This is a genomic window from Arenibaculum pallidiluteum (genome assembly GCF_017355985.1).
Lineage (GTDB): Bacteria > Pseudomonadota > Alphaproteobacteria > Azospirillales > Azospirillaceae > Arenibaculum > Arenibaculum pallidiluteum.
Genome location: NZ_JAFIQU010000019.1, coordinates 14480 through 33848, shown reverse-complemented (window position 1 = coordinate 33848; position 19369 = coordinate 14480). Strand labels below are relative to the sequence as shown.

Below are 19369 nucleotides of genomic sequence, written 5' to 3'. Positions count from 1 at the left end.
CCCAGCGTCGGCGGTGCGGACAGCGTGCCGGTGCAGGCCGAGACGGCCTTCGGTGGGACCGACTTCGACATGACCAATGCCAACTGACGGGCGCCAGTTGAAGGCGCCAGCCGAGGGCTGAGGACCAGGCGCCGCGAACCGGCCATTGCCGGTTTACGGCGGACTGCCGGTGGCCGATCCTGCGGCGGATGCACCACCCCTCAGCCGCCGGCCGTGGCCTTGACCGGCACCACGATGGCCGTCACCATCCGCTGGACGATCTCGTCCCGCTGGTTGAAGGTCTCGGTCCGGATCCGGACGATGCCCATCTCGGGCCTCGAGCGGGAAGCCCGCACTTCCAGAACCTCGCAGGCGATGCGCAGCGTGTCGCCCGGCCGTGTCGGGCGCGGCCATTCCAGCGTCTCGACCTGCCGGCCGATCAGGCCCCATGCGACGTTGAGCCCGGCGCCCAGGAACAGACGCATCGTCGCGGCGGCCGTGTGCCATCCACTGGCCGCCAGCCCCTTGAAGAAGCTCCGCTCCGCCGCCTCTGGTTCGGTGTGGAAGGGCTGAGGGTCGAACTGCTGGGCGAAGGCGATCATCGCCGCCTCGTCCAGTGTGATGCTGCCGTTCTCGAATCGCTGCCCGGGCGCGAAGTCCTCGAGGTGGCGGAACTGCGTCATGGGTGTTCCTGGTTGCAGGCGGGGCGTGGTAAGTCGCCCCATGATGCCCGTCTTTCAGCGTTACGTCGCCATCGACTGGTCGGGAGCCCGCGGCCCCGGCTACCGGGGCGTCGCCTTGGCCGAGTGCCGGCCCGGCCGCGACGCTCCGCGTCTCGTCCCGCCCGATGGGACCCGCTGGACCCGGACCGCCGTGGCCGAGTGGATCCTGCGAAGGCTGGACGACGGCCCTGCGCTCATTGGCTTCGACATGGCCTTCTCGCTGCCCTTCGCCAAGGCTGGGCGCCACCTCGCCCGGCAGGGCGCCGGCGCCTTCGATCTCTGGGCCGCGGTCGATGAGGCCGCGGCGGGCGCGCCCGATTTCCTTGGCAGCCCCTATGTCGAGCGCCACCCCGGGGATTTCTGGATCAGCGGCGCCCGACCGGACAGCTATGTCGAGGTGCGGCGGGCAACTGAGCTCGCCTGCGCGGCGGAGGGGCTCGGCAGGCCCCAGAGTCCCTATCATCTGATCGGCAGCAAGCAGGTCGGGCGCGGCGCCCTGGCGGGAATGCGGGTCCTGCACCACCTGCGCGCCCGCAGTGACGGACGGATCGCATTCTGGCCCATGCAGGAGCCCCGGCCGGGCGCAACCGTCTGCGTCGAGATTTATCCGCGCCTGTTCCTCCGGCGCGCGGGGCACGGCAACGGGAAGGTGCGCAGCAGCGCGGATCTCGACCGGTGCCTGGCCGCGCTCGGCGCGGAAGCCGCAGGGCTGGGCGACCGGTTCGACGACCATGAGGCCGATGCCCTCGTATCGGCAGCGGGCCTCCGGCTCCTGGCGGGAGACTCCAGGGTCTGGCGTCCCCGCGGGCTGGACGCGGGGGATGTGCGCCGCGAAGGTTGGATCTTCGGCGTCGGCATCGGCGCCGGCGGAGGCGGCGGCGCAACGGGGGAGAAGGGCGCGTCATGAGCACGGTGCTGGCAGTTGCGGCCGGCGGGGCGATTGGGTCCGTTGCGCGGTACCTCGTGGGCGTGGCGGCGCTGCTCTGGCTCGGTCCCGGCTTTCCCTACGGGACGCTGGCGGTGAACGTCGTCGGCTCCTTCCTGATGGGCGTGGTCGCGGGGTTGGGAACCCTGGTCTGGCAGCCGCCCGCCGAGCTCCGCGCGTTCCTGGCGACGGGCATCCTCGGCGGCTTCACGACCTTCTCGACCTTCTCGCTCGACCTCGGCCTGATGATCGAGCGGGGCGACTTCGGCGCGGCGGCGGTCTATACCCTTGCCTCCATGATCCTGTCGGTCGTCGGGCTGTTCGTGGGGATGTGGCTGGTGAGGATGGGCGGTTCGTGAACGAGGTCAGAACCCTGGTCGTCGCGGCGGACGAGGCGGAGATCCGCCTGGACCGCTGGTTCAAGCGGCACTTTCCGCAGATCGGCCACGGCCATCTGGAAAAGCTCCTGCGGACCGGCCAGGTGCGCGTGGACGGCAAGCGCGCCAAGGCGGCGACCCGGCTCGAGGCCGGCCAGTCCGTGCGCGTCCCCCCCGTGACGGCCGAGCCCGCGGCGCCCGCGGCCCCGCGCGTGAGCGAGCGGGACGCCGCCTGGCTGCGCTCCCTCGTCCTGTTCCGGGACGAGGACGTGATCGCGCTCGACAAACCTGCCGGGCTGGCGGTCCAGGGCGGCACGAACACGGCCCGGCACCTCGACGGCATGCTCGATGCGCTGCGCTTCGATGCGGCGGAGCGCCCGCGCCTCGTCCATCGGCTGGACAAGGACACGAGCGGTGTGCTGCTGCTGGCGCGCAGCGCCTTCGCCGCCGCACGCCTGGCCGAGACCTTCCGCGGCAAGGACGCGCGCAAATACTACTGGGCCGTCACGGCCGGTGTGCCCAAGCCGCTCCAGGGCAAGATCGACGCGCCGCTCGCCAAGGAGGCCGGCCCCCAGGGCGAGCGCGTCGCCGCCGGCGCCGAGGAGGGAAGGCGGGCCGTCAGCCTCTATCAGGTGATCGAGGCGGCGGGCAAGCGCGCCGCCTGGGTCGCCCTGTGGCCGCTGACGGGGCGCACCCACCAGCTCCGCGTCCACATGGCCGCGATCGGCACGCCGATCCTCGGCGACGGCAAGTATGGCGGCGAAGGCGCCTTCATTTCCGGGGCCGAGGTCCCGAAGCAGATCCACCTGCATGCACGCCGCATCATCCTGCCCCATCCCCGCAAGGGCGGGCGGATCGACGTCACCGCGCCGTTGCCCCCGCACATGCGCGCGACCTGGAGCTATTTCGGCTTCGACGGCGAGGACGATGGCGACCCCTTCGCCTCCTACAAGTAGCCCCGCCAGATAGCCCCGCGGCCGATACGGCCGCGGAGCCCGTGACCGTCACACCGACCGCATGAGGCCGCCGTCCACCCGGATGTTCTGTCCGGTGATGTAGCCGGCCCCCTCCGAGGCGAGGAAAGCGATGGTCGCGGCGATTTCCTCGCTTCGCCCGTAGCGTCCCATGGGCACTCCTTGGCGACGCTCATCGGTCGCGGGCAGGCTGTCGATCCAGCCGGGCAGGACGTTGTTCATGCGCACGTTGTCGGCCGCATACCGGTCCGCGAAGATCTTGGTGTAGGCGGCAAGGCCGGCGCGCGCGACGGCGGAGGTCGGGAACATCGCGCTGGGCTCGAACGCCCAGGCCGTGGAGATGTTGATGATGGAGCCGGACTTCTGCGCCACCATGATCGGGGCCACGAGCCGGGTCGCGCGGACCACGTTGAGGAAGTAGACCTCGATCCCGCGGTGCCAGTCCTCGTCGGTGATGTCCAGGATGTCGGCACGCGGACCGTGGCCGGCGCTGTTGACCAGCACGTCGATCCGGCCCCACCGGGCCATCGTCTCGTCGACCAGACGCTTCAGGTCGTCGCTGGACTGGTTCGACCCCGTCACGCCGATGCCGCCAAGCTCCTTGGCCAAGGTCTCGCCCTTGCCGGAGGATGACAGGACCGCGACCTTCAACCCGTCCGCCGCGAGCCGGCGCGCCGCGGCAGCGCCCATGCCGCTGCCGCCGGCAGCGATGATGGCAACCTTTTCATCCATGACCTGTCCGCCTTCGCCTGTCGGAGCGACCGGCCGCTCCACCAGCCATGTCGTATGGCATCGAAACGGCGATCGGACCATGCCGATGTTCGGCCCCGAAGGCCCGTCCTGCTTGCCGGAGGCCTCTATGCGCCCCGTCCGAGGGCACCCATGCCGGCCAGATGGTCCGCGATCCGGCCGGCATCGGCGGCGCCGGCCAGGGCGCCGACATAGCCGTCGGGCCGGACGAGCATCAGATCGCCCCGGGACAGGCTGTAGATCCGGCCGAAATGGCCCTCGACATCCCTGAACTCGCCGTCGGAGCCGATCCCGTGAACGTGCAGCCTCCGCCCCGCCGCCGGCAAGCTGGCGGGATCCGCGCCGAAGCCGATCAGCGTCCAGTGTGGCCCCTGGAAAAGGTCGAACAGCCGCCGCGGCTGGCCGCCCGCGCCCCGCAGCGTCGCGTCAGGCGCCCGATCGCCGGGCTTCACGCCGGCATGCCGGACAGGCAGATCAAGCGACAGGGACGATGCGGCATAGCTGAGGTCGAGCTGAAGCACGTCGCGGCCGCGCCGCATGTCGCCCTGCTTCGCCCTGTCGAGAAGGTTCGTGGAAAGGCCGAGCATGGCGGCCGCGATCGGCCGGCGCTCCTCCTCGTAGGTGTCGAGCAGGGTGTCGGGTGCGCCCGCCAGCACCGCGTCGAGTTTCCAGCCGAGATTGTAGGCGTCCTGCACGCTCGTGTTGAGGCCCTGGCCGCCCGTCGGCGGATGCACATGAGCGGCGTCGCCCATCAGGAAGACGCGGCGAACCCTGTAGCGATCGGCAAGCCTGGCGCTCATGCTGTAGGCCGAGGCCCAGGAGACGCCCCGCACAACGATGCGGACGCCGGGCAGGCGCGCGTCGATGAAGGCCTGGAGGCCGGCAGGCGAGAGATCCACGTCGCCCGCCAGCGGTATCGGCGCCTGGAGCTGGAACAGGTCCGTGTGCGGCAAGGGGCAGAAGGAGAGCTGCCGCTCCAGGTCGCCGTGGTTGAACTCGTGCCAGGAATCGCGCGTCAGGCCGTCGGCCCGGATGTCCGCGACGATCGCCCGCACCCCCAGCGTCCTGCCCGGGAAGCCGATCTGCAGGGCCAGTCGGATGAAGGAGCGGCCGCCATCGCCGCCGACGAGGTAGGCGCAGCGGATCGTTTCGATCCCGTGCGGCCCGCGGACCTGCACGGTGACACCTTCGGCGTCCTGCTCGAAGCCTGTCAGCTCGCGCCCATATTCGGGCGCAAAGCCGAACTCCGCGAGCCGCTCGCGCAGGACGGCCTCGGTCCGGAACTGCGGGACGAGGAGCGGTGCAGGGTAAGGCTCCCGGACGGTCGGAGGGCCGGCGACGAAGTTCCGTGCCTCGAAGGAGCTGCCATCGGGGCGATATTCGTGCTGGGGCGGGTAATGGCCGCCCACGGCCGCGATGCGGTCGAGGACGCCGAGATCTTCGAACACCTCCTGCGTCCGGGGCTGAATGCCCTTGCCGCGCGAGCCGGCGAACGGTGCCGCCAGCTTGTCTATCAGCCGGAACGAGACGCCGCGCCGGGCAAGATCGATCGCAAGAGTCAGTCCGGACGGCCCTGCGCCGCAGATCAGGACCTCAATTGGCCGATGAGCTTCCATGACACCCTCATATGTGTATAATGCACATAATGACCCGCGGGGGATGGATGTCAAAGGAAAAGGTGCAAAATACACGCATATCCGCGTCGGTGCCGGAGCTGCACCGGTCGCTGCTCGATCTCGTCAGCGTGATGAACCGCCCCGAGCGCGACGTGGAACTGCTGGAGATGGCAGGGCTCGCGCTGGAACGGGCCCTGTTCCCGCTCCTTGTCCTGATCGAACGGCTGGGCCCGATCGGGGTCGTCGATCTCGCGGGCCGGGTGGGGCGCGACTACACCACGGTCAGCCGGCAGGTCGCGCGGCTGGAGGAGCTCGGGCTGGTCAGCCGCCGGGCCAGCGCGGCCGACCGGCGCATGCGCGAAGCGGTCATCACGCCGTCGGGCAAGAAGGCGACCGATGCGCTGGATGCCGCGCGGGAGCGCATGGCCCTTTCGCTCTTCAAGGAGTGGAGCCAGCACGACTTCGACGAGCTGGTGCGGCTGATGCGGAAGCTGGCGGACGCGATGACCGCGATGCCCGGCACGCCGGATTAGCCGGCTGGCTCGTTGGCCTGCCGTGCCGTGCCAGATGCATGGTAGAAAACACTCGCCTCGGCGGCCACTGGAGCATGAGTTTTCAAGATCGTCCATTCGTAGGGAAAATCATTTTCGTTGACCCTGCGCCCTATATTCGTGACTCTCGATGGTAACTTCGTACAGGGATTGGCGCAGGTTCTTGCGGATCCAGATTCCATTCTTGCGCAGGGCGTGGCGCGGCCGCCCAGTGCCCGGCGGGACCGGCCATCCGCTGTCCTGCGACAGGGCCTCCACCTTCCGCGAAGGCTCCGATGACAGGGTCGAGCTGACCCGGACGCAAACCAACATCCAGGCCACCACGCAGGGCGCGAGCCGTTGCGGCTTCCGCGGTCGCGACGAGATCGATGATCCTGGCGACGCGTTGCCGCAGCCGCCGCGTTCTTTCGGCGGGTGACCGGAATACGACCCCACACCATGGATGTCCCGCCGATGAGCACGAAACCGGAAGCCCGAAGGGCCGATCATCCCGTCGATCCGATCTTCCTCGAGCGATGGTCGCCCCGCGCCTTCACGGGGGAGGAGATCCCCCGGGGCGAGCTCGACACCATATTCGAGGCGGCCCGATGGGCGCCCTCGGCCTACAACGCCCAGCCCTGGCGCTTCCTGTATGCGCGCCGGAACACCGAGGCTTTCGCGACCTTCCTGGACCTGCTGATCGAGTACAACCAGCGCTGGGCGAAGAACGCCGCGGTGCTGATCGTCGCGGTCTCGGCCAAGACCTTCGTGCGGCCGGGCCGGGGGGAGGTCGTGAGCGTGCGCACCCATTCCTTCGACACCGGTGCCGCCTGGGCCAACCTCGCCCTGCAGGCGACCCGGCTCGGCTGGCACGCCCACGGCATGAGCGGGTTCGATGCCGAGCGCGCGCGCAGCGTACTGAACGTGCCGGACGACCACCATGTCGACGCCGCGATCGCAATCGGCCGGCACGGCGACAAGTCGATCCTGCCCGAGAGCTATCATGCCGGCGAGGCGCCCAGCGGGCGAAGGCCGATTGGCGAAACGTTTTTCGAAGGCGGGTTTCCGGGCTCGGCCTGAGCGCCTGCGACCGACGGAGAGGATCCGATGAGACAGCTTCATCTCGGCGCCTTCATGCGGCCAGCGACCATCCACACGGGCGCATGGCGCTATCCCGGAGCGTACGCAGACGCCAACTTCAATTTCGGCCACCTCCGGGATTTCGCCCGCAAGCTGGAGGCCGGCAAGTTCGATGCCTTCTTCATGGCCGACCATCTGGCCGTGCTGAACATGCCGGTCGAGGCGCTGAAGCGCAGCCACACGCCGACCTCCTTCGAGCCGTTCACGCTGCTTTCGGCCCTGGCCGTGCTGACCGAGCGGATCGGTCTCGTCGCGACGGCCTCGACGACCTTCGACGAGCCCTACCACGTCGCCCGCCGTTTCGCCTCGCTCGACCACATCTCGGGCGGCCGCGCCGGCTGGAACATCGTCACCACCGCCAATCCCGATGCCGCGCTGAACTTCGGGCGCGACGACCATATGGAACACGGCGAGCGCTACCGCAGAGCCCGTGAGTTCTACGACGTGGTGACGGGCCTGTGGGACAGCTGGGCCGACGACGCCTTCCTGCGCGACCAGGAGAGCGGCCTGTTCTTCGACCCCGACAAGCTCCACGTGCTCGACCACAAGGGCGAGTTCCTGTCGGTGCGCGGCCCGCTCAACATCGCGCGGCCGGTGCAGGGCTGGCCGGTCATCGTCCAGGCCGGCGCCTCGGAGTCCGGCCGTCAGCTCGCCGCAGAGACCGCCGAGGTCGTCTTCGCCGCGAGCTCGACCTTGGCCGAGGCGCAGCGCTTCTATGCCGACGTGAAGGGGCGCCTGGACCGGCTGGGGCGCCCGCGCGATAGCCTGAAGATCCTGCCGGGCGCCCTCGTCGTGATCGGCGACACGGTGGAGGAGGCCAGGGCCAGGCACGCGAAGCTGGACAGCCTCGTTCATGCCGCGAGTGCCATCGCGTCGCTGTCGATCGCGCTCGGCCACGACGTGTCGGGCTACGACCCCGACGGGCCGCTGCCCGACATTCCTGAGACCAACGCCGGCAAGAGCGGCCGGGAGCGCGCCATCGCGCTCGCCCGGAGCGAGGGCCTGACCATCCGCCAGCTCGCCCAGCGTCTGGGCGGCTATGCCGGAAAGACCTTCGTCGGGACGCCGCGGACGATCGCCGACGAGATGGAGGAATGGCTCGAGACCGGAGGTGCCGACGGGTTCAACATCATGTTCTCGTTCCTGCCGGCCGGGCTGGTCGACTTCGTCGACCGGGTGGTGCCGGAGCTGCAGAGTCGGAAGCTGTTCCGTACGGAGTACGAAGGCACCACCTTGCGCGACCACCTCGGCCTGCCGCGGCCGGCGAACAGGTTCTTCGCCGCGCCGCACCATACCGCCGGTGCCTGACGGCCTCCGCCCGTCGGGGACAGCGTACGAAGGCGGTAATCCGCGCCCGAGCCCACCGGACCGGGAATGGCATACCGGTGCCGGAGAGACTTGCTTTCGCGTCCGCTTGCCCATACTCGCTGCTTGCCGGTTCTTCGGCCGCATCGGGGGAATGGATGACGGATCTGCGCCTTGCGCTCTTCGACTGCGATGGTACCCTGGTCGACAGCCAGCACGCCATCGTCGCATCGATGACCGACGCCTGGAGGGCTGAGGGGCTGGGCGATCCGGATCCCGCCGCGGTGCGCCGCCTGGTCGGTCTGCCGCTGGTGGAGGCGGCCGCGCAGCTCCTGCCACTGGGCGACGCGGCGCTGCACGAGCGGATCGCCTTGCATTACAAGGACGCCTTCCGCGCGCGGCGCGAGCGCGGCGACCTGCCGGAGCCGCTGTTCCCGGGCCTCCGCGAAGCGCTGGACCGGGTCGAGGCGTCGGGGATCCTGATGGGAATCGCCACGGGCAAGTCGCGGCGGGGCCTTCTCGCGACGCTCGAGCATCACGGGCTCCTGCATCGTTTCGTGACGCTGCAGACCGCCGATCTGGGCCCAGGGAAGCCGCATCCCGATATGGTCAACCGCGCCATGGCCGAAACCGGGGCCGAGCCCTGGGCCACCCTGGTAATCGGCGACACGACTTACGACATGCACATGGCACGCAATGCCCGGGTCGGCGCGGTCGGCGTCGCCTGGGGATATCATGAACCGTCGGAGCTCTGGACCGCGGGGGCGCAGCGCGTCTGCGCCGACTGGGCCGAGGTGCCCGACGCCATCGCGACGGTGCTGGCCGCGACCGAGGATCTGGGATCGAAGGAATGAAGCGCGTCTACAAGAACGTCTCCGTCGCCGAGATGCCGGAGGGCTGCGAGATCCATCTGGATGGCCGCCCCCTGCGCACGCCCGCGCGGGCGCCGCTGGTCGTGCGGTCACGGGCGCTGGCCGAGGCCATCGCCGCCGAATGGGATGCCCAGGCCGACGAGATCAGGCCCGAGACCATGCCCATGACGCAGCTCGCGAGCACCGCGATCGATCGGGTCCGGGCACAGCGCGCCGATATCGTGGCGGGCGTCGCCAAATACGCCGAGACCGATCTCCTCTGCCATTGGGCGGAGCCCCACCAGCGAACCCTGGTGGAGCGCCAGGGCAGGATCTGGCAGCCGATCCTCGACTGGGTGGCGCTGCAGTACGACGCGCCGCTCGTGCCCGGGTCGGGCGTGATGCCGAAGCCCCAGTCGCCGGACGCCTGCCGCGCGCTCCGCCGTGCCGTCGAGGCGCTGGACGACTTCACTCTTTCGGGGTTGCAGGCCGCGGTCGCCGCCAGCGGATCGCTGGTCCTGGGGCTGGCTCTGCTCGAGCGCCGGCTGACGGCCGAGGAGACTTACGAGGCCTCGCAGCTCGACGAGACCTTCCAGATCGAGCAGTGGGGCGAGGACGCCGAGGCCGCCGGGCGCCGAGCCGCGCTTCGCCAGGACATCGCGGCGGCGCGCCGCTTCCTCGACCTGCTGGCCCCGGGCCTCTAGCAGCGTGCGTCCCGCTCTTGCGGCTCGTGAACGACGGGGCTAGAGCTTACGTTTACGTAAGCGGAAACTTTTGAGGGAGACAAGGGTGACGCTGGATCAGCTCGAAGCGAAGATGAAGCCAAGGCTGCCGCATTTCCGGACGTTTGGTGCCAGGGCGCGGTTCGATTTCGGCGACCAGGGCAGCCTTTTCCTGGACGCGACGCGAACGCCGGCCACGCTGACGCGCGGCGAAGGGACTCCGGACACGACGATCCGGATGACCCTGGAGAACTTCGACAAAATGATCAGCGGTCAGCTGAACCCAACGATGGCCTTCGCCACCGGCCGGCTGAAGGTGCAGGGATCGATGGGCCTGGCGCTCAAGCTCGCGGGTCTGCTCGAGGACGATTGACCCGGCGGGCCCGGACGGGAACCCGGCGCGTCATCTGCCCAAAGCGGAGCGCCAGCGGCAGCGCGGTGGCAAGGACGATCGGGGGCAGCGCCATCATCAGCGCATCATGGAGCCCGAGCGACGCGGCAGCCTGGAAGAGGACGATGCAGACGACGGTGCCGGCGAGCATGAAGAACATTGCGCCTCCTGGAAGGGCCCGGCATACGATCCGATGATCCGTCGCCATGCGGGCCCCGGGGAATGCTCCGATGGATTGCGCCGGAAGGGAAGGGGGAAAAATTGAGCGGTCCCACCGATGAGCCCCGCCCGGACGTCGATCAGGATGGCGAACGTGACTTCCAGCGGCGGCGCCTGCGTGGCTTCGGCACCCATCTGCTGGTCTATTTCGCCGTCATGGTCCTGCTGGTACCGCTCAATGTGCTGACGACGCCGGAATACCCCTGGTTCCTGTTCCCGATGGTCGGATGGGGCGCGCCGCTGGCCATCCACGCGGCCTTCGCGATGGGGCTTTTCGGGCGTTCGGGCCAGTAGGGAGGAGTGCCATGCGCAAGGCGGTCAGGATCGTCGTCACCGGGCGGGTCCAGGGCGTCTGGTACCGCGGATGGACCGTCGAGCAGGCGGCGGGGCGCGGCCTCGACGGATGGGTCAGGAACCGCAGCGATGGCAGCGTCGAGGCAGTGGTCGCGGGCGACCCCGCCGAGGTCGATGCCCTGGTCGAGGCCTGTCGCTCCGGACCGCCGGCGGCCAGGGTCATGGATGTCGTGGCGGAACCCGCGGACGATCCCGGACCCGGGGGATTTGCCCAGCTCCCGACGGCGTGACGGCGCCTCGTCATTCGCCGCGATCCCGCAACGAGTCGCGGGATGATTGCCGTCGCGAGGCTTTTACGATAATTTCCTGACAGTCAGGCCGACCGGGAAGACCGTCCATTGGGCAATGCCTTCACGCTACCGCTGATCGTCATGAGCCTGCTCAGCACGGGCGGGTTCGTCGCGGTGGTTGCCTACGGCCTGGTGCGCGCGGCCATGATGCGCCGCGCGGTCGACGCCGCCAGCGAGCGCCGGAGCGAGGAGGCGGCCGCGCTCGGCGGGCTCAAGGAGACGCTCGACGAGAAGAACCGCATGGTCGCCGAGCGCCGGCTCCAGCGCCAGCGCGCCCATGAGCGGCTGGAGGACCTGAAGCGCAGGATGGCTGCGGCCAAGCAGGACCGGATCGAGTTCGTGCACGAGCTGAGCGAGCCATCGCCCCGCGACCGCCTGTTCCGCTTCGAGCTCGGCATCGACAGGACCTTTCTGGAGGACCGCCCGGACGACTGCCCCTTCAGCCCCGAGATCTGGCGGCGGCGGAATGTGGCGGAGGTCTGGGCACCGTCCGCCGAGGCGGCGGCCGAACTGCTCGGCAAGGCCTTCCCGCCGAGCACGGGCGTCGCCCGGGGCGCCATGAGGGGCGCAGAGGTCGCGCGCGCCGCGGAGGAGGTCGTCTCTTGATCGCCGTGGCGCTGGTCATCGTGATCGTCGGGTTCATCGTCGCGTCGCACCAGGTGCTGGTGCGCGCCGACAGCGGCTCGGCCGAGCTGCGGAGGGCGCTACGCGAGATCGAGACCGCCCGCGCCTTCGTCGCCCGCCGCTCCGAGGACCTGGTGCTCTCGACCAGGAACGCCGAGGAGACGGCGAACCGGTACCAGGAGGAGGCAACCTCCATGACGCGCGAGGCCGAGGATCTGGCGGCCGCGCTGGAGCGCCTGCTCGCCGCGCCGCGCGAGAAGGTCTACGTCGCCGATCGCAACACCGCGCGCAGCCGCCGCATCTGGGAGATCGGCGTCGCGCACGAGGGCTTGACCCGGCACCAAGTCGACGCCTTCGCGCGGAGCTGGTCCACCGGCCGCCGCTATGCGCTCGTCGCGGAAAGCGAGAAGATCGCCAAGCAGCGTGCGGATATGCGCTTTCCCGGCGTTCTCGGATACCGCGTGACCCAGGTAAAGCCGGCGAGCTTCTGAAGGCGGGCTCCCGCCGCCCTGCCGCGCTCAGCCGGCGGCGCGCGCCAGGGCCAATGGCTGCGCCGCGGCCTCGAAGACATCGCCCCAGGCGGCCCGCAGGGCCATGTCCACCTCGTGCATTGCGACGTGCTGCCCGAGCGCATGCAGGCTGGTGACGCCGTGCTCGCTGATGCCGCACGGGACGATCCCCGCAAAATGCGACAGGTCCGGATCGACGTTCAGCGACACGCCGTGGAATGTCACCCAATGCCGCACGCGCACGCCGATCGCGGCGATCTTGTCCTCGCAGCCGGGGCGGCCATAGGCCGCGCCGTCGACCCAGATTCCGACGCGGCCCTCGCGCCGCTCGCCGCGCACGTTGAACCGCGCGAGCGTGCGGATCAGCCATTCCTCGAGACCGCGGACGAAGGCGCGGATGTCGGGTTGCCGGCGCTTGAGGTCCAGCATCACATAGGCCACCCGCTGGCCGGGCCCGTGATAGGTGTATTGGCCGCCGCGCCCGGCGTCGTAGACAGGGAAGCGGTCTGGGGTCAGGAGGTCGCCGGGGCGTGCCGAAGTGCCGGCCGTATAGAGTGGCGGGTGCTCCAGCAGCCAGACGGTCTCGGGCGCGGTGCCGGCGCGTATCCCCGCGACCAGCGCGTCCATCTCGGCCAGCGCCTCGGGATAGGGGACGGTCCCGTCGGTGATCCGCCACGCGATCTCAGTCATCGGACCTCGGTTGAAGGTCGCCCCCTGGCGGGGCATTCCGCCCTTGATCGGGCGGAGGGGATTCGCTATACCCCGCCAACGCACGGCGCAAGGGCCTTCCGGTCCGCCGAGCGGTTCGCCAGGATGCGGTCGTGGCGGAACTGGTAGACGCGCAGCGTTGAGGTCGCTGTGGCCGAGAGGCCGTGGAAGTTCGAGTCTTCTCGACCGCACCATCGAAAAGGGCGCCGATCCTGCGGGAACGGCGCCCTTTTCCGTTCCGGCGCCGGTGGCGCCGCGGCGTGTTCAGCCGAATGGCTCGTTGGGCTGGATCTGGGGCTGCACGTCGGTGAAGTTCGCGACGTCGCCGACGACCTCGTCACCATGCGCTGCCAGGGCCTTCTGCAGCCCATCCAATGACTGGAAGCGGAGCAGGGCGATGACCTGGAAGGGCGGGCCTCCATCCGTCCCGACGCCCTTCAGGATCTGCACGTCCTCGAGGCCGAAGGGGCCGAAGCGCTCGCGCACCAGCGGGATGTGCGTGCGGACATAATAGTCGTGGTCGAACCGCGAGCCCGGCGTGTTCGGATAGAGAACGCTGACGAGAATCATGGTGTCCTCCCCTTTGTCATTGCCGGGGAAGGATTCCACCGGTTCCAGGCCCTGCCAATTGGCCGATGGGACGGGTTCCGCGCCAGCCTCGCCCTCGGGATCTCGCCCAAGGAGAAAAGGCCGGCGCCGCGTGGCGCCGGCCTGCCATGGTCGCTGTCCGTTCGTGTCGCTTCAGTCCTCAGGCGCGGCGCCGGCGCACCGCGGCGACGCCGGCCAGGCCGAAGCCGAGCAGGGCGAGCGTCGCGGGCTCGGGAACCGGAGTGCTGCCCGAGGTCTCCGTCTCGGGGATGGCCGGCGCGGCGCCCGGCTGGCCTCCGGCGGCCGGCAACTCCGCGATCTGCTCGGGGACGGTCTGGGGCGTGCCCTGTTCGCCGGTGGATGGCGGCGGCGCGGCGGGCCGGTCCGCGGCGATGACCTCCTTCACGATCTTGTCCGTGTCGATCACGTTCGGCTCGGCTCCCGCCTCGCCGGGGATCTCCTCGGCGACGTCCTTCGGCTCGGCGCAGGCCGCCGCCGGATCCGTCCCTTCCTCGATCGCACGTGCCTTCTCGATCTCGCAGTCCAGGGCCGCTTCGGGGTCAGGCGTCGGAAGCGCGAGGGAACGGGGAACGTCCGGCGCGAAGGACGGCTCGCTTCCCAGCTGTTGGACCGCATCCTCGACGGCGTGGCCCGCGGTCTGCATCGCCGCCCGGCGTTCCATCGGAGCCGGCGTCCCGCCTGTCTCGGCGGCGGAGGCCCAGATTGCGTAGAGCGCGTTGGCGTCCGTGATCGCCGGAGCGGCGGGATACGCTGCATAGGTGATCGAGGACGTGCTGCCGCTGGAGGGAGCCGGGGACGGCTGGGCCGTCGCGGCCATCGGCGTCGCGTAGCTGCCCTCCGGCAGGGACGGGGTCGTCGACGCGGTGCCCGCGCCCAGCGCGGCCGTCAGGTACTCGGCCGAGACGGGGCCGCTGCTCGACGCATTGGCTTCCGAGGGCGTCAGCGTGCCGCCCATGAAGGCCGCGAGGTTCCCGATATCCGAGAAGCTGCTTCCGAAGACCACCATGTTCGCATAGGTGCCCGACAGCGCCGGCAGGGCGACGGCGGCGCTGCCGGCCAGTGCGAGGCCTGCCACCATCACCTGCCGCGACAGGGCGATCGAGCCCGTCACCGTCAGGCCGGGGCGCAGAAGCCTCGCGAGAGACTTCGCAGAGACCTTCATACTTGCTCTCCTCACCAAAGGTTGCCGGGGAGGAAGCAAGGCCCGTGCCATCGCCCGAAAGGTCCCGGAATCCCTGGAATCCCGGCAATCCGGTAAAATCCCGTCGTCACCGCGCTTTACACGTTCGGGGTTTGACTCGGATTCTCGGTATCGCCGGGATCGCCGGGCGTCCGGCTCCGGCGTCGCCGGCTGTCGGCAGGGCTGGCAGCGCCGCCCCCCGCAGGGTTCCCACGGCGGGCTGGACAAGCGCACGGGGGGCTCGTATTCCCTCGGCGGGAGGGGGTCGGCAAGGGCCCCGGCGCTTTTGGGACGGTATCCATGTCCGACAACCTGCGTGACGCTGCGCTCGATTACCACCGGAGGCCGAGCCCGGGAAAGATCGCGGTCACGCCGACCAAGCCGCTGACGACTCAGCGTGACCTCGCACTCGCCTACAGCCCTGGCGTCGCCGCAGCCTGCGAGGCGATCGTCGCCGATCCTGCCGAGGCTTCGACCGTCACGGCGCGCGGCAACCTCGTCGCGGTCATCACAAATGGGACCGCCGTGCTGGGCCTGGGCGCGATCGGGCCGCTGGCCTCGAAGCCGGTGATGGAGGGCAAGGGCGTCCTCTTCAAGAAGTTCGCCGGCATCGACGTCTTCGACATCGAGATCGCCGAGACCGATCCCGAGAAGCTCGTCGACATCGTGGCGGCGCTGGAGCCGACCTTCGGCGGCATCAACCTCGAAGACATCAAGGCGCCGGAGTGCTTCTACGTCGAGAGCAAGCTCCGGGAGCGCATGAAGATCCCGGTCTTCCACGACGACCAGCACGGCACGGCCATCGTGGTCGCGGCCGCCGTGACCAACGCGCTCCGGCTGGTCGGGAAGCGGCTGGACCAAGTCAAGCTGGTGGCCTCGGGCGCCGGCGCCGCCGCGCTGGCCTGCCTTGACCTGCTGGTCGACATGGGGCTGCCGGTCGCCAATGTCTGGGTCACCGACATCGCCGGCGTGGTCTACGAGGGCCGGACCGAGCTGATGGACCCGCGCAAGGCGCGCTATGCCCAGAGCACCGAGGCCCGCACCCTGGCCGAGGTGATCGTGGGGGCGGACATCTTCCTGGGTCTCTCGGCGCCGCGGGTGCTGAAGCCGGAGATGGTCGCGGGCATGGCGGCCCAGCCACTGATCCTGGCGCTGGCCAATCCGACGCCCGAGATCATGCCCGAGGAGGTCAAGGCCGTCCGTCCCGACGCCATCATCGCGACGGGCCGCTCGGACTATCCGAACCAGGTCAACAACGTCCTTTGCTTCCCCTTCATCTTCCGGGGCGCGCTGGACGTGGGCGCTACGGCCATCAACGAGGCCATGAAGATCGCCGCGGTGGAGGCCATCGCCGGCCTCGCCATGGCCGAGCCCTCGGACGTGGTGGCGGCCGCATTCGGCGGCCAGCCCACGAGCTTCGGGCCCGAATACCTGATCCCCAAGCCCTTCGACCCGCGCCTGATCGTCGAGGTCGCGCCCGCGGTGGCCAAGGCAGCCATGGAGAGCGGCGTCGCCACGCGGCCGATCAAGGACTTCCGCGTCTACCGCGACGGGCTGAACGAGTTCGTCTTCAAGTCGGGACTGATGATGCGCCCGGTCTTCGCCCGCGCGAAGCAGGACCCGCGCCGCATCGTCTATGCCGAGGGCGAGGACGAGCGGGTGCTGCGCGCCGTCCAGGCCGCGGTGGACGAGAACCTGGCACGGCCGGTGCTGATCGGCCGGCGCGAGGTCGTCGCCCGCCGCATCGAGCGCATGGGCCTGCGCCTGAAGCTCGGCGAGCAGGTGGAGCTCTGCGATCCCGAGGATGATCCCCGTTATCCCGAATACTGGCAGCTCTACCACGCCATCATGGAGCGGCGGGGCATCTCGCCCGACGCGGCGCGCACTGTGGTGCGCACGAGCACCAGCGTGATTGCGGCGCTGATGCTCCGGCGCGGCGAGGTGGACGCCATGCTGTGCGGCACCATCGGCAAGTACTCCGCCCATGTGAAGGCCGTGCGCGAGATCATCGGCCTGCGGCAGGGCGTCAACCTGCCGGCTGCGCTCTCGGGGCTGATCCTGGAGAAGGGCACCTTCTTCCTCTGCGACACCTACGTGACGCCGGACCCGACGCCCGCGCAGATCGCCGAGATGACGCTGCTGGCCGCCGAGGAGGTGCGCCGCTTCGGCCTGGTGCCGAAGGTCGCGCTGCTGTCCCATTCCAGCTTCGGCAGCCACGACGACGACGAGGCGAACAAGATGCGCCTCGCCCTGGCCGAGATCCTGCGCCGCGCGCCCGACCTGGAGGTCGAGGGCGAGATGCATGCCGATGCGGCGCTGGACGAGGGCATCCGGGCGCGCATCTTCCCGAACTCGCGCCTTAAGGGCATTGCCAACCTGCTGATCATGCCGACGCTGGATGCCGCCAACATCGCCATGAACATGCTGAAGGTCACCGGCGGCGCCACGACGGTGGGGCCGATCCTGCTGGGCCCCGCGAAGCCCGCGCACATCCTGACGCCCTCGGTCACGGTCAGGGGCATCCTGAACATGACCGCGCTCGCCACCGTGGATGCCCAGATCCACGCCGCCGAGGGGCAGACCGCTTGAGCCCGACGGGGGATCCCGCGACGCCGGAGGACCGCCCCGGAAACCGGCCCCCCGAGGATGGGGGGCGCACGCCCGAGGCAGCCCCCGGCGACGGCCCCGGCGGACAGGCTCCGGGTCCCGAGGATCCCACCGTACCGGCGTCCGGCGAGCACGGGCTCCTGGATGCGCCGCCGCCGCGGCTGCTGCGCGAGTCCGACGAGGCCGAGCCCGACTACGAGGAGCTGCCCGAGCTGGTCGAGCAGGTCCGCGAATGGCTCGACGAGCAGGACCTGGCCCGGGTCGAGGCGCTGGTCGAGGAGATGCACGCGGCCGACCTCGCGGACCTGATGGAGCAGCTCGGGGTCGAGCACCGGCGCGCGCTCGTCGGCGTGATGCGGCCGCGCATCGACCCCGAGGTCTTCGCTTATCTCGAGCCCTCGATCCGCGAGGAGGTCGTCGAGCAGCTCGAGCCGCGGGAGCTGGCCGCCGCCGTGGCCGAGCTCGAAAGCGATGATGCCGTCGACCTGATCGGCGACCTCGACGACGAGGCGCGCCGGGCGGTGCTGGAGAACCTTCCCGCCGAGGCGCGCGCCCAGGTCGAGGAGGGCCTGACCTATCCCGAATACTCGGCCGGGCGGCTGATGCAGCGGGACCTTGTGGCGGTCCCGCAGTTCTGGACCGTTGGCAAGGTGCTGGACTACCTGCGCGCCGCCGGGGACGATCTGCCCGAGGACTTCTTCGACATCTTCATCGTGGACCCGCTGCACCGCCTGATCGGCTCGGTGCCGCTCTCGCGGGTGATGCGCTCCAAACGCTCGGTGAAGGTCGAGGACATCGCGACCGAGGACATCTACAAGGTTCCCGTCGCCATGGACCAGGAGGAGGTCGCCTTCCTGTTCCGCCAGTACGCGCTGGTCTCCGCCCCGGTGGTGGATGCCAAGGGCCGGCTGCTCGGCGTGATCATGGTCGACGACGTGGTGGACGTGATCGACGAGGAGGCCGAGGACGACCTCTTCAAGCTCGCCGGCGTCGGCGAGACCGACCTGAACCGTCCGGTGCCCAAGACCGCGCGGGCGCGCTTTCCCTGGCTGTCGGTGAACGTGCTGACGGCCTTCGTGGCCTCGACGGTGATCGGGATCTTCGAGGGGACCATCGAAAAGATCGTCGCTCTTGCGGTGCTGATGCCCATCGTCGCCTCCATGGGCGGCAATGCCGGGATGCAGACGCTGACGGTCGTCGTCCGCGGGCTCGCCACCCGCGAGCTGTCCGAGGCCAACTCGCTGCGCGTCCTCGGACGCGAGGCTGCGGTCGGCGTGATCAACGGCGTGTTCTTCGCCCTCGTCGTCGGCGGCATCGCCGCGGCCTGGTTCCGCGAGCCCATGCTCGGCGTCGTGATCGGCGCGGCCATGATCGTGAACCTGTTCTTCGCGGCGATCGCGGGGGCCCTGATCCCGCTCGGCCTCGCCCGGATCGGGGTTGATCCCGCCGTGGCCAGCAGCGTCTTCCTGACGACCGTGACCGACGTGGTCGGCTTCATGGCGTTCCTCGGCCTTGCGACGGTGATCCTGCTTTGAGCGAAGCGACCCCCAGGAACCCCGAATTCGAGGCCGACATCCGGGCCAGCTTCGCGCGCCAGGGCGTCATGGCGAGTTTCGGTGCCCGGCTGGCGCGGATCGCGCCGGGCACCTGCGAGATCGAGGTGCCCTGGCGGCCGGAGCTGACCCAGCAGCACGGCTATTTCCATGCCGGCGTCATCGCGACCGCCGCCGACAGCGCGGGCGGCTACGCGGCGCTCAGCCTCCTGCCGAAGGGCGCCGACGTCCTGGCCGTCGAGTTCAAGATCAATCTCATGAGCCCCGGCGAGGGCGAGTTGCTGGTGGCGCGCGGGCGCGTCGCGAAGTCCGGCCGGACCCTGACGGTCTGCACGGTCGAGGTCGACGTCATCAGGGACGGCGTGGCGCGGAGCTGCGCCATCATGCAGCAGACCGTCTTCAACCTGCCGCCGCGCTGAGGCGGCCGGGCCGGG

At 69.9% G+C, this 19369-nt stretch carries 23 protein-coding genes and 1 tRNA gene; 17 read left to right on the top strand and 7 right to left on the bottom strand.

Annotation, left to right across the window (positions count from 1 at the left end):
* Positions 1-200 precede the first annotated feature (200 nt).
* Positions 201-662 carry a MaoC family dehydratase gene (locus JUB13_RS26045; protein ID WP_207484320.1) on the bottom strand — a complete coding sequence of 154 codons (462 nt, stop codon included), beginning with the start codon at positions 660-662 and terminating at the stop codon, positions 201-203.
* 40 nt (positions 663-702) lie between these two features.
* Here JUB13_RS26045 and JUB13_RS26040 point away from each other — a divergent pair, with 40 nt between their 5' ends.
* Genes JUB13_RS26040 through JUB13_RS26030 form a run of 3 tightly spaced genes read left to right on the top strand, consistent with a single transcriptional unit; the run spans position 703 to position 2959 of the window.
* Positions 703-1608: a hypothetical protein gene (locus JUB13_RS26040; RefSeq protein ID WP_207484318.1), complete on the top strand. Its 906-nt coding sequence runs from the start codon at positions 703-705 to the stop codon at positions 1606-1608.
* Positions 1605-1985 carry a fluoride efflux transporter CrcB gene (crcB, locus tag JUB13_RS26035; protein ID WP_207484316.1) on the top strand — a complete coding sequence of 127 codons (381 nt, stop codon included), beginning with the start codon at positions 1605-1607 and terminating at the stop codon, positions 1983-1985. Before JUB13_RS26040 ends, crcB begins: the two co-directional genes overlap by 4 nt.
* Positions 1982-2959: an RluA family pseudouridine synthase gene (locus JUB13_RS26030; RefSeq protein WP_207484314.1), complete on the top strand. Its 978-nt coding sequence runs from the start codon at positions 1982-1984 to the stop codon at positions 2957-2959. Before crcB ends, JUB13_RS26030 begins: the two co-directional genes overlap by 4 nt.
* Before the next feature lie 48 nt (positions 2960-3007).
* Here JUB13_RS26030 and JUB13_RS26025 read toward each other — a convergent pair whose 3' ends face one another.
* Positions 3008-3709, bottom strand: a complete 702-nt coding sequence (locus JUB13_RS26025; protein WP_207484312.1) for an SDR family oxidoreductase — start codon at positions 3707-3709, stop codon at positions 3008-3010.
* A 125-nt stretch (positions 3710-3834) separates the two neighbouring features.
* Positions 3835-5343 (bottom strand): FAD-dependent oxidoreductase, encoded by a 1509-nt coding sequence (locus JUB13_RS26020; protein WP_207484310.1) that lies wholly within the window; start codon positions 5341-5343, stop codon positions 3835-3837.
* An 89-nt stretch (positions 5344-5432) separates the two neighbouring features.
* Here JUB13_RS26020 and JUB13_RS26015 point away from each other — a divergent pair, with 89 nt between their 5' ends.
* From JUB13_RS26015 to JUB13_RS25990, 6 genes are all read left to right on the top strand, one after another.
* Complete coding sequence (locus JUB13_RS26015) at positions 5433-5876, top strand: MarR family winged helix-turn-helix transcriptional regulator (RefSeq protein WP_328703024.1); 444 nt, start codon at positions 5433-5435, stop codon at positions 5874-5876.
* 471 nt (positions 5877-6347) lie between these two features.
* Complete coding sequence (locus JUB13_RS26010; RefSeq protein WP_207484306.1) at positions 6348-6953, top strand: nitroreductase family protein; 606 nt, start codon at positions 6348-6350, stop codon at positions 6951-6953.
* Between the two features lie 27 nt (positions 6954-6980).
* Positions 6981-8321: an LLM class flavin-dependent oxidoreductase gene (locus JUB13_RS26005; protein ID WP_207484304.1), complete on the top strand. Its 1341-nt coding sequence runs from the start codon at positions 6981-6983 to the stop codon at positions 8319-8321.
* Positions 8322-8476: 155 nt separating this feature from the next.
* Positions 8477-9172 carry an HAD-IA family hydrolase gene (locus JUB13_RS26000; protein ID WP_207484302.1) on the top strand — a complete coding sequence of 232 codons (696 nt, stop codon included), beginning with the start codon at positions 8477-8479 and terminating at the stop codon, positions 9170-9172.
* On the top strand, positions 9169-9873 hold the full coding sequence (locus tag JUB13_RS25995; protein WP_207484301.1) for an ATP12 family chaperone protein: 705 nt from the start codon (positions 9169-9171) through the stop codon (positions 9871-9873). Before JUB13_RS26000 ends, JUB13_RS25995 begins: the two co-directional genes overlap by 4 nt.
* Positions 9874-9958: 85 nt before the next feature.
* Positions 9959-10264 (top strand): SCP2 sterol-binding domain-containing protein, encoded by a 306-nt coding sequence (locus tag JUB13_RS25990; protein ID WP_207484299.1) that lies wholly within the window; start codon positions 9959-9961, stop codon positions 10262-10264.
* On the opposite strand, the gene JUB13_RS25985 is transcribed toward JUB13_RS25990, so the two are convergent.
* Positions 10233-10442 carry a hypothetical protein gene (locus JUB13_RS25985; protein WP_207484297.1) on the bottom strand — a complete coding sequence of 70 codons (210 nt, stop codon included), beginning with the start codon at positions 10440-10442 and terminating at the stop codon, positions 10233-10235. The two genes, JUB13_RS25990 and JUB13_RS25985, sit on opposite strands and share 32 nt — an antisense overlap.
* Before the next feature lie 101 nt (positions 10443-10543).
* On the opposite strand from JUB13_RS25985, the gene JUB13_RS25980 reads away from it, so the two are divergent.
* From JUB13_RS25980 to JUB13_RS25965, 4 genes are all read left to right on the top strand, one after another.
* Complete coding sequence (locus tag JUB13_RS25980) at positions 10544-10795, top strand: 2TM domain-containing protein (RefSeq protein WP_207484295.1); 252 nt, start codon at positions 10544-10546, stop codon at positions 10793-10795.
* Positions 10796-10806: 11 nt separating this feature from the next.
* Complete coding sequence (locus tag JUB13_RS25975; protein WP_207484293.1) at positions 10807-11085, top strand: acylphosphatase; 279 nt, start codon at positions 10807-10809, stop codon at positions 11083-11085.
* Positions 11086-11193: 108 nt separating this feature from the next.
* Complete coding sequence (locus JUB13_RS25970; protein ID WP_207484291.1) at positions 11194-11751, top strand: hypothetical protein; 558 nt, start codon at positions 11194-11196, stop codon at positions 11749-11751.
* Complete coding sequence (locus JUB13_RS25965) at positions 11748-12260, top strand: hypothetical protein (protein WP_207484289.1); 513 nt, start codon at positions 11748-11750, stop codon at positions 12258-12260. The genes JUB13_RS25970 and JUB13_RS25965 overlap by 4 nt, the downstream gene beginning before the upstream one ends.
* Positions 12261-12287: 27 nt before the next feature.
* Here the strand turns inward: JUB13_RS25965 and lipB are convergent, their stop codons facing one another.
* On the bottom strand, positions 12288-12959 hold the full coding sequence (lipB, locus tag JUB13_RS25960; RefSeq protein WP_407928180.1) for a lipoyl(octanoyl) transferase LipB: 672 nt from the start codon (positions 12957-12959) through the stop codon (positions 12288-12290).
* Between the two features lie 134 nt (positions 12960-13093).
* Between lipB and JUB13_RS25955 the strand changes: the two genes are divergently transcribed.
* Positions 13094-13180, top strand: a tRNA-Leu gene (locus tag JUB13_RS25955).
* A gap of 70 nt (positions 13181-13250) precedes the next feature.
* On the opposite strand, the gene JUB13_RS25950 is transcribed toward JUB13_RS25955, so the two are convergent.
* Together JUB13_RS25950 and JUB13_RS25945 are read right to left on the bottom strand one after the other, a co-directional pair.
* Positions 13251-13556 carry an EthD family reductase gene (locus JUB13_RS25950; protein ID WP_207484285.1) on the bottom strand — a complete coding sequence of 102 codons (306 nt, stop codon included), beginning with the start codon at positions 13554-13556 and terminating at the stop codon, positions 13251-13253.
* 178 nt (positions 13557-13734) lie between these two features.
* On the bottom strand, positions 13735-14757 hold the full coding sequence (locus tag JUB13_RS25945) for a PEP-CTERM sorting domain-containing protein (protein WP_207484283.1): 1023 nt from the start codon (positions 14755-14757) through the stop codon (positions 13735-13737).
* Positions 14758-15075: 318 nt separating this feature from the next.
* Here JUB13_RS25945 and JUB13_RS25940 point away from each other — a divergent pair, with 318 nt between their 5' ends.
* From JUB13_RS25940 to JUB13_RS25930, 3 genes are read left to right on the top strand one after another with little or no spacing between them, the layout of a single operon-like run.
* A complete protein-coding gene (locus JUB13_RS25940) occupies positions 15076-17364 on the top strand; it encodes an NADP-dependent malic enzyme (RefSeq protein ID WP_207484281.1) in 2289 nt (762 codons plus the stop codon).
* Positions 17361-18917 carry a magnesium transporter gene (mgtE, locus tag JUB13_RS25935; RefSeq protein WP_236025235.1) on the top strand — a complete coding sequence of 519 codons (1557 nt, stop codon included), beginning with the start codon at positions 17361-17363 and terminating at the stop codon, positions 18915-18917. The genes JUB13_RS25940 and mgtE overlap by 4 nt, the downstream gene beginning before the upstream one ends.
* The gene (locus JUB13_RS25930; protein ID WP_236025234.1) at positions 18914-19354 is read left to right on the top strand and encodes a PaaI family thioesterase; all 441 of its coding nucleotides are present in this window, start codon (positions 18914-18916) and stop codon (positions 19352-19354) included. Before mgtE ends, JUB13_RS25930 begins: the two co-directional genes overlap by 4 nt.
* Positions 19355-19369: the final 15 nt, after the last annotated feature.

Coding starts and splice junctions, on each gene's coding strand:
- JUB13_RS26045 (WP_207484320.1), bottom strand. CDS start 662: ATGACGCAGTTCCGCCACCTCGAGGACTTCGCGCCCGGGCAGCGATTC.
- JUB13_RS26040 (WP_207484318.1), top strand. CDS start 703: ATGATGCCCGTCTTTCAGCGTTACGTCGCCATCGACTGGTCGGGAGCC.
- crcB (WP_207484316.1), top strand. CDS start 1,605: ATGAGCACGGTGCTGGCAGTTGCGGCCGGCGGGGCGATTGGGTCCGTT.
- JUB13_RS26025 (WP_207484312.1), bottom strand. CDS start 3,709: ATGGATGAAAAGGTTGCCATCATCGCTGCCGGCGGCAGCGGCATGGGC.
- JUB13_RS26020 (WP_207484310.1), bottom strand. CDS start 5,343: ATGGAAGCTCATCGGCCAATTGAGGTCCTGATCTGCGGCGCAGGGCCG.
- JUB13_RS26010 (WP_207484306.1), top strand. CDS start 6,348: ATGAGCACGAAACCGGAAGCCCGAAGGGCCGATCATCCCGTCGATCCG.
- JUB13_RS26005 (WP_207484304.1), top strand. CDS start 6,981: ATGAGACAGCTTCATCTCGGCGCCTTCATGCGGCCAGCGACCATCCAC.
- JUB13_RS26000 (WP_207484302.1), top strand. CDS start 8,477: ATGACGGATCTGCGCCTTGCGCTCTTCGACTGCGATGGTACCCTGGTC.
- JUB13_RS25995 (WP_207484301.1), top strand. CDS start 9,169: ATGAAGCGCGTCTACAAGAACGTCTCCGTCGCCGAGATGCCGGAGGGC.
- JUB13_RS25985 (WP_207484297.1), bottom strand. CDS start 10,442: ATGTTCTTCATGCTCGCCGGCACCGTCGTCTGCATCGTCCTCTTCCAG.
- JUB13_RS25975 (WP_207484293.1), top strand. CDS start 10,807: ATGCGCAAGGCGGTCAGGATCGTCGTCACCGGGCGGGTCCAGGGCGTC.
- JUB13_RS25950 (WP_207484285.1), bottom strand. CDS start 13,556: ATGATTCTCGTCAGCGTTCTCTATCCGAACACGCCGGGCTCGCGGTTC.
- JUB13_RS25945 (WP_207484283.1), bottom strand. CDS start 14,757: ATGAAGGTCTCTGCGAAGTCTCTCGCGAGGCTTCTGCGCCCCGGCCTG.
- JUB13_RS25940 (WP_207484281.1), top strand. CDS start 15,076: ATGTCCGACAACCTGCGTGACGCTGCGCTCGATTACCACCGGAGGCCG.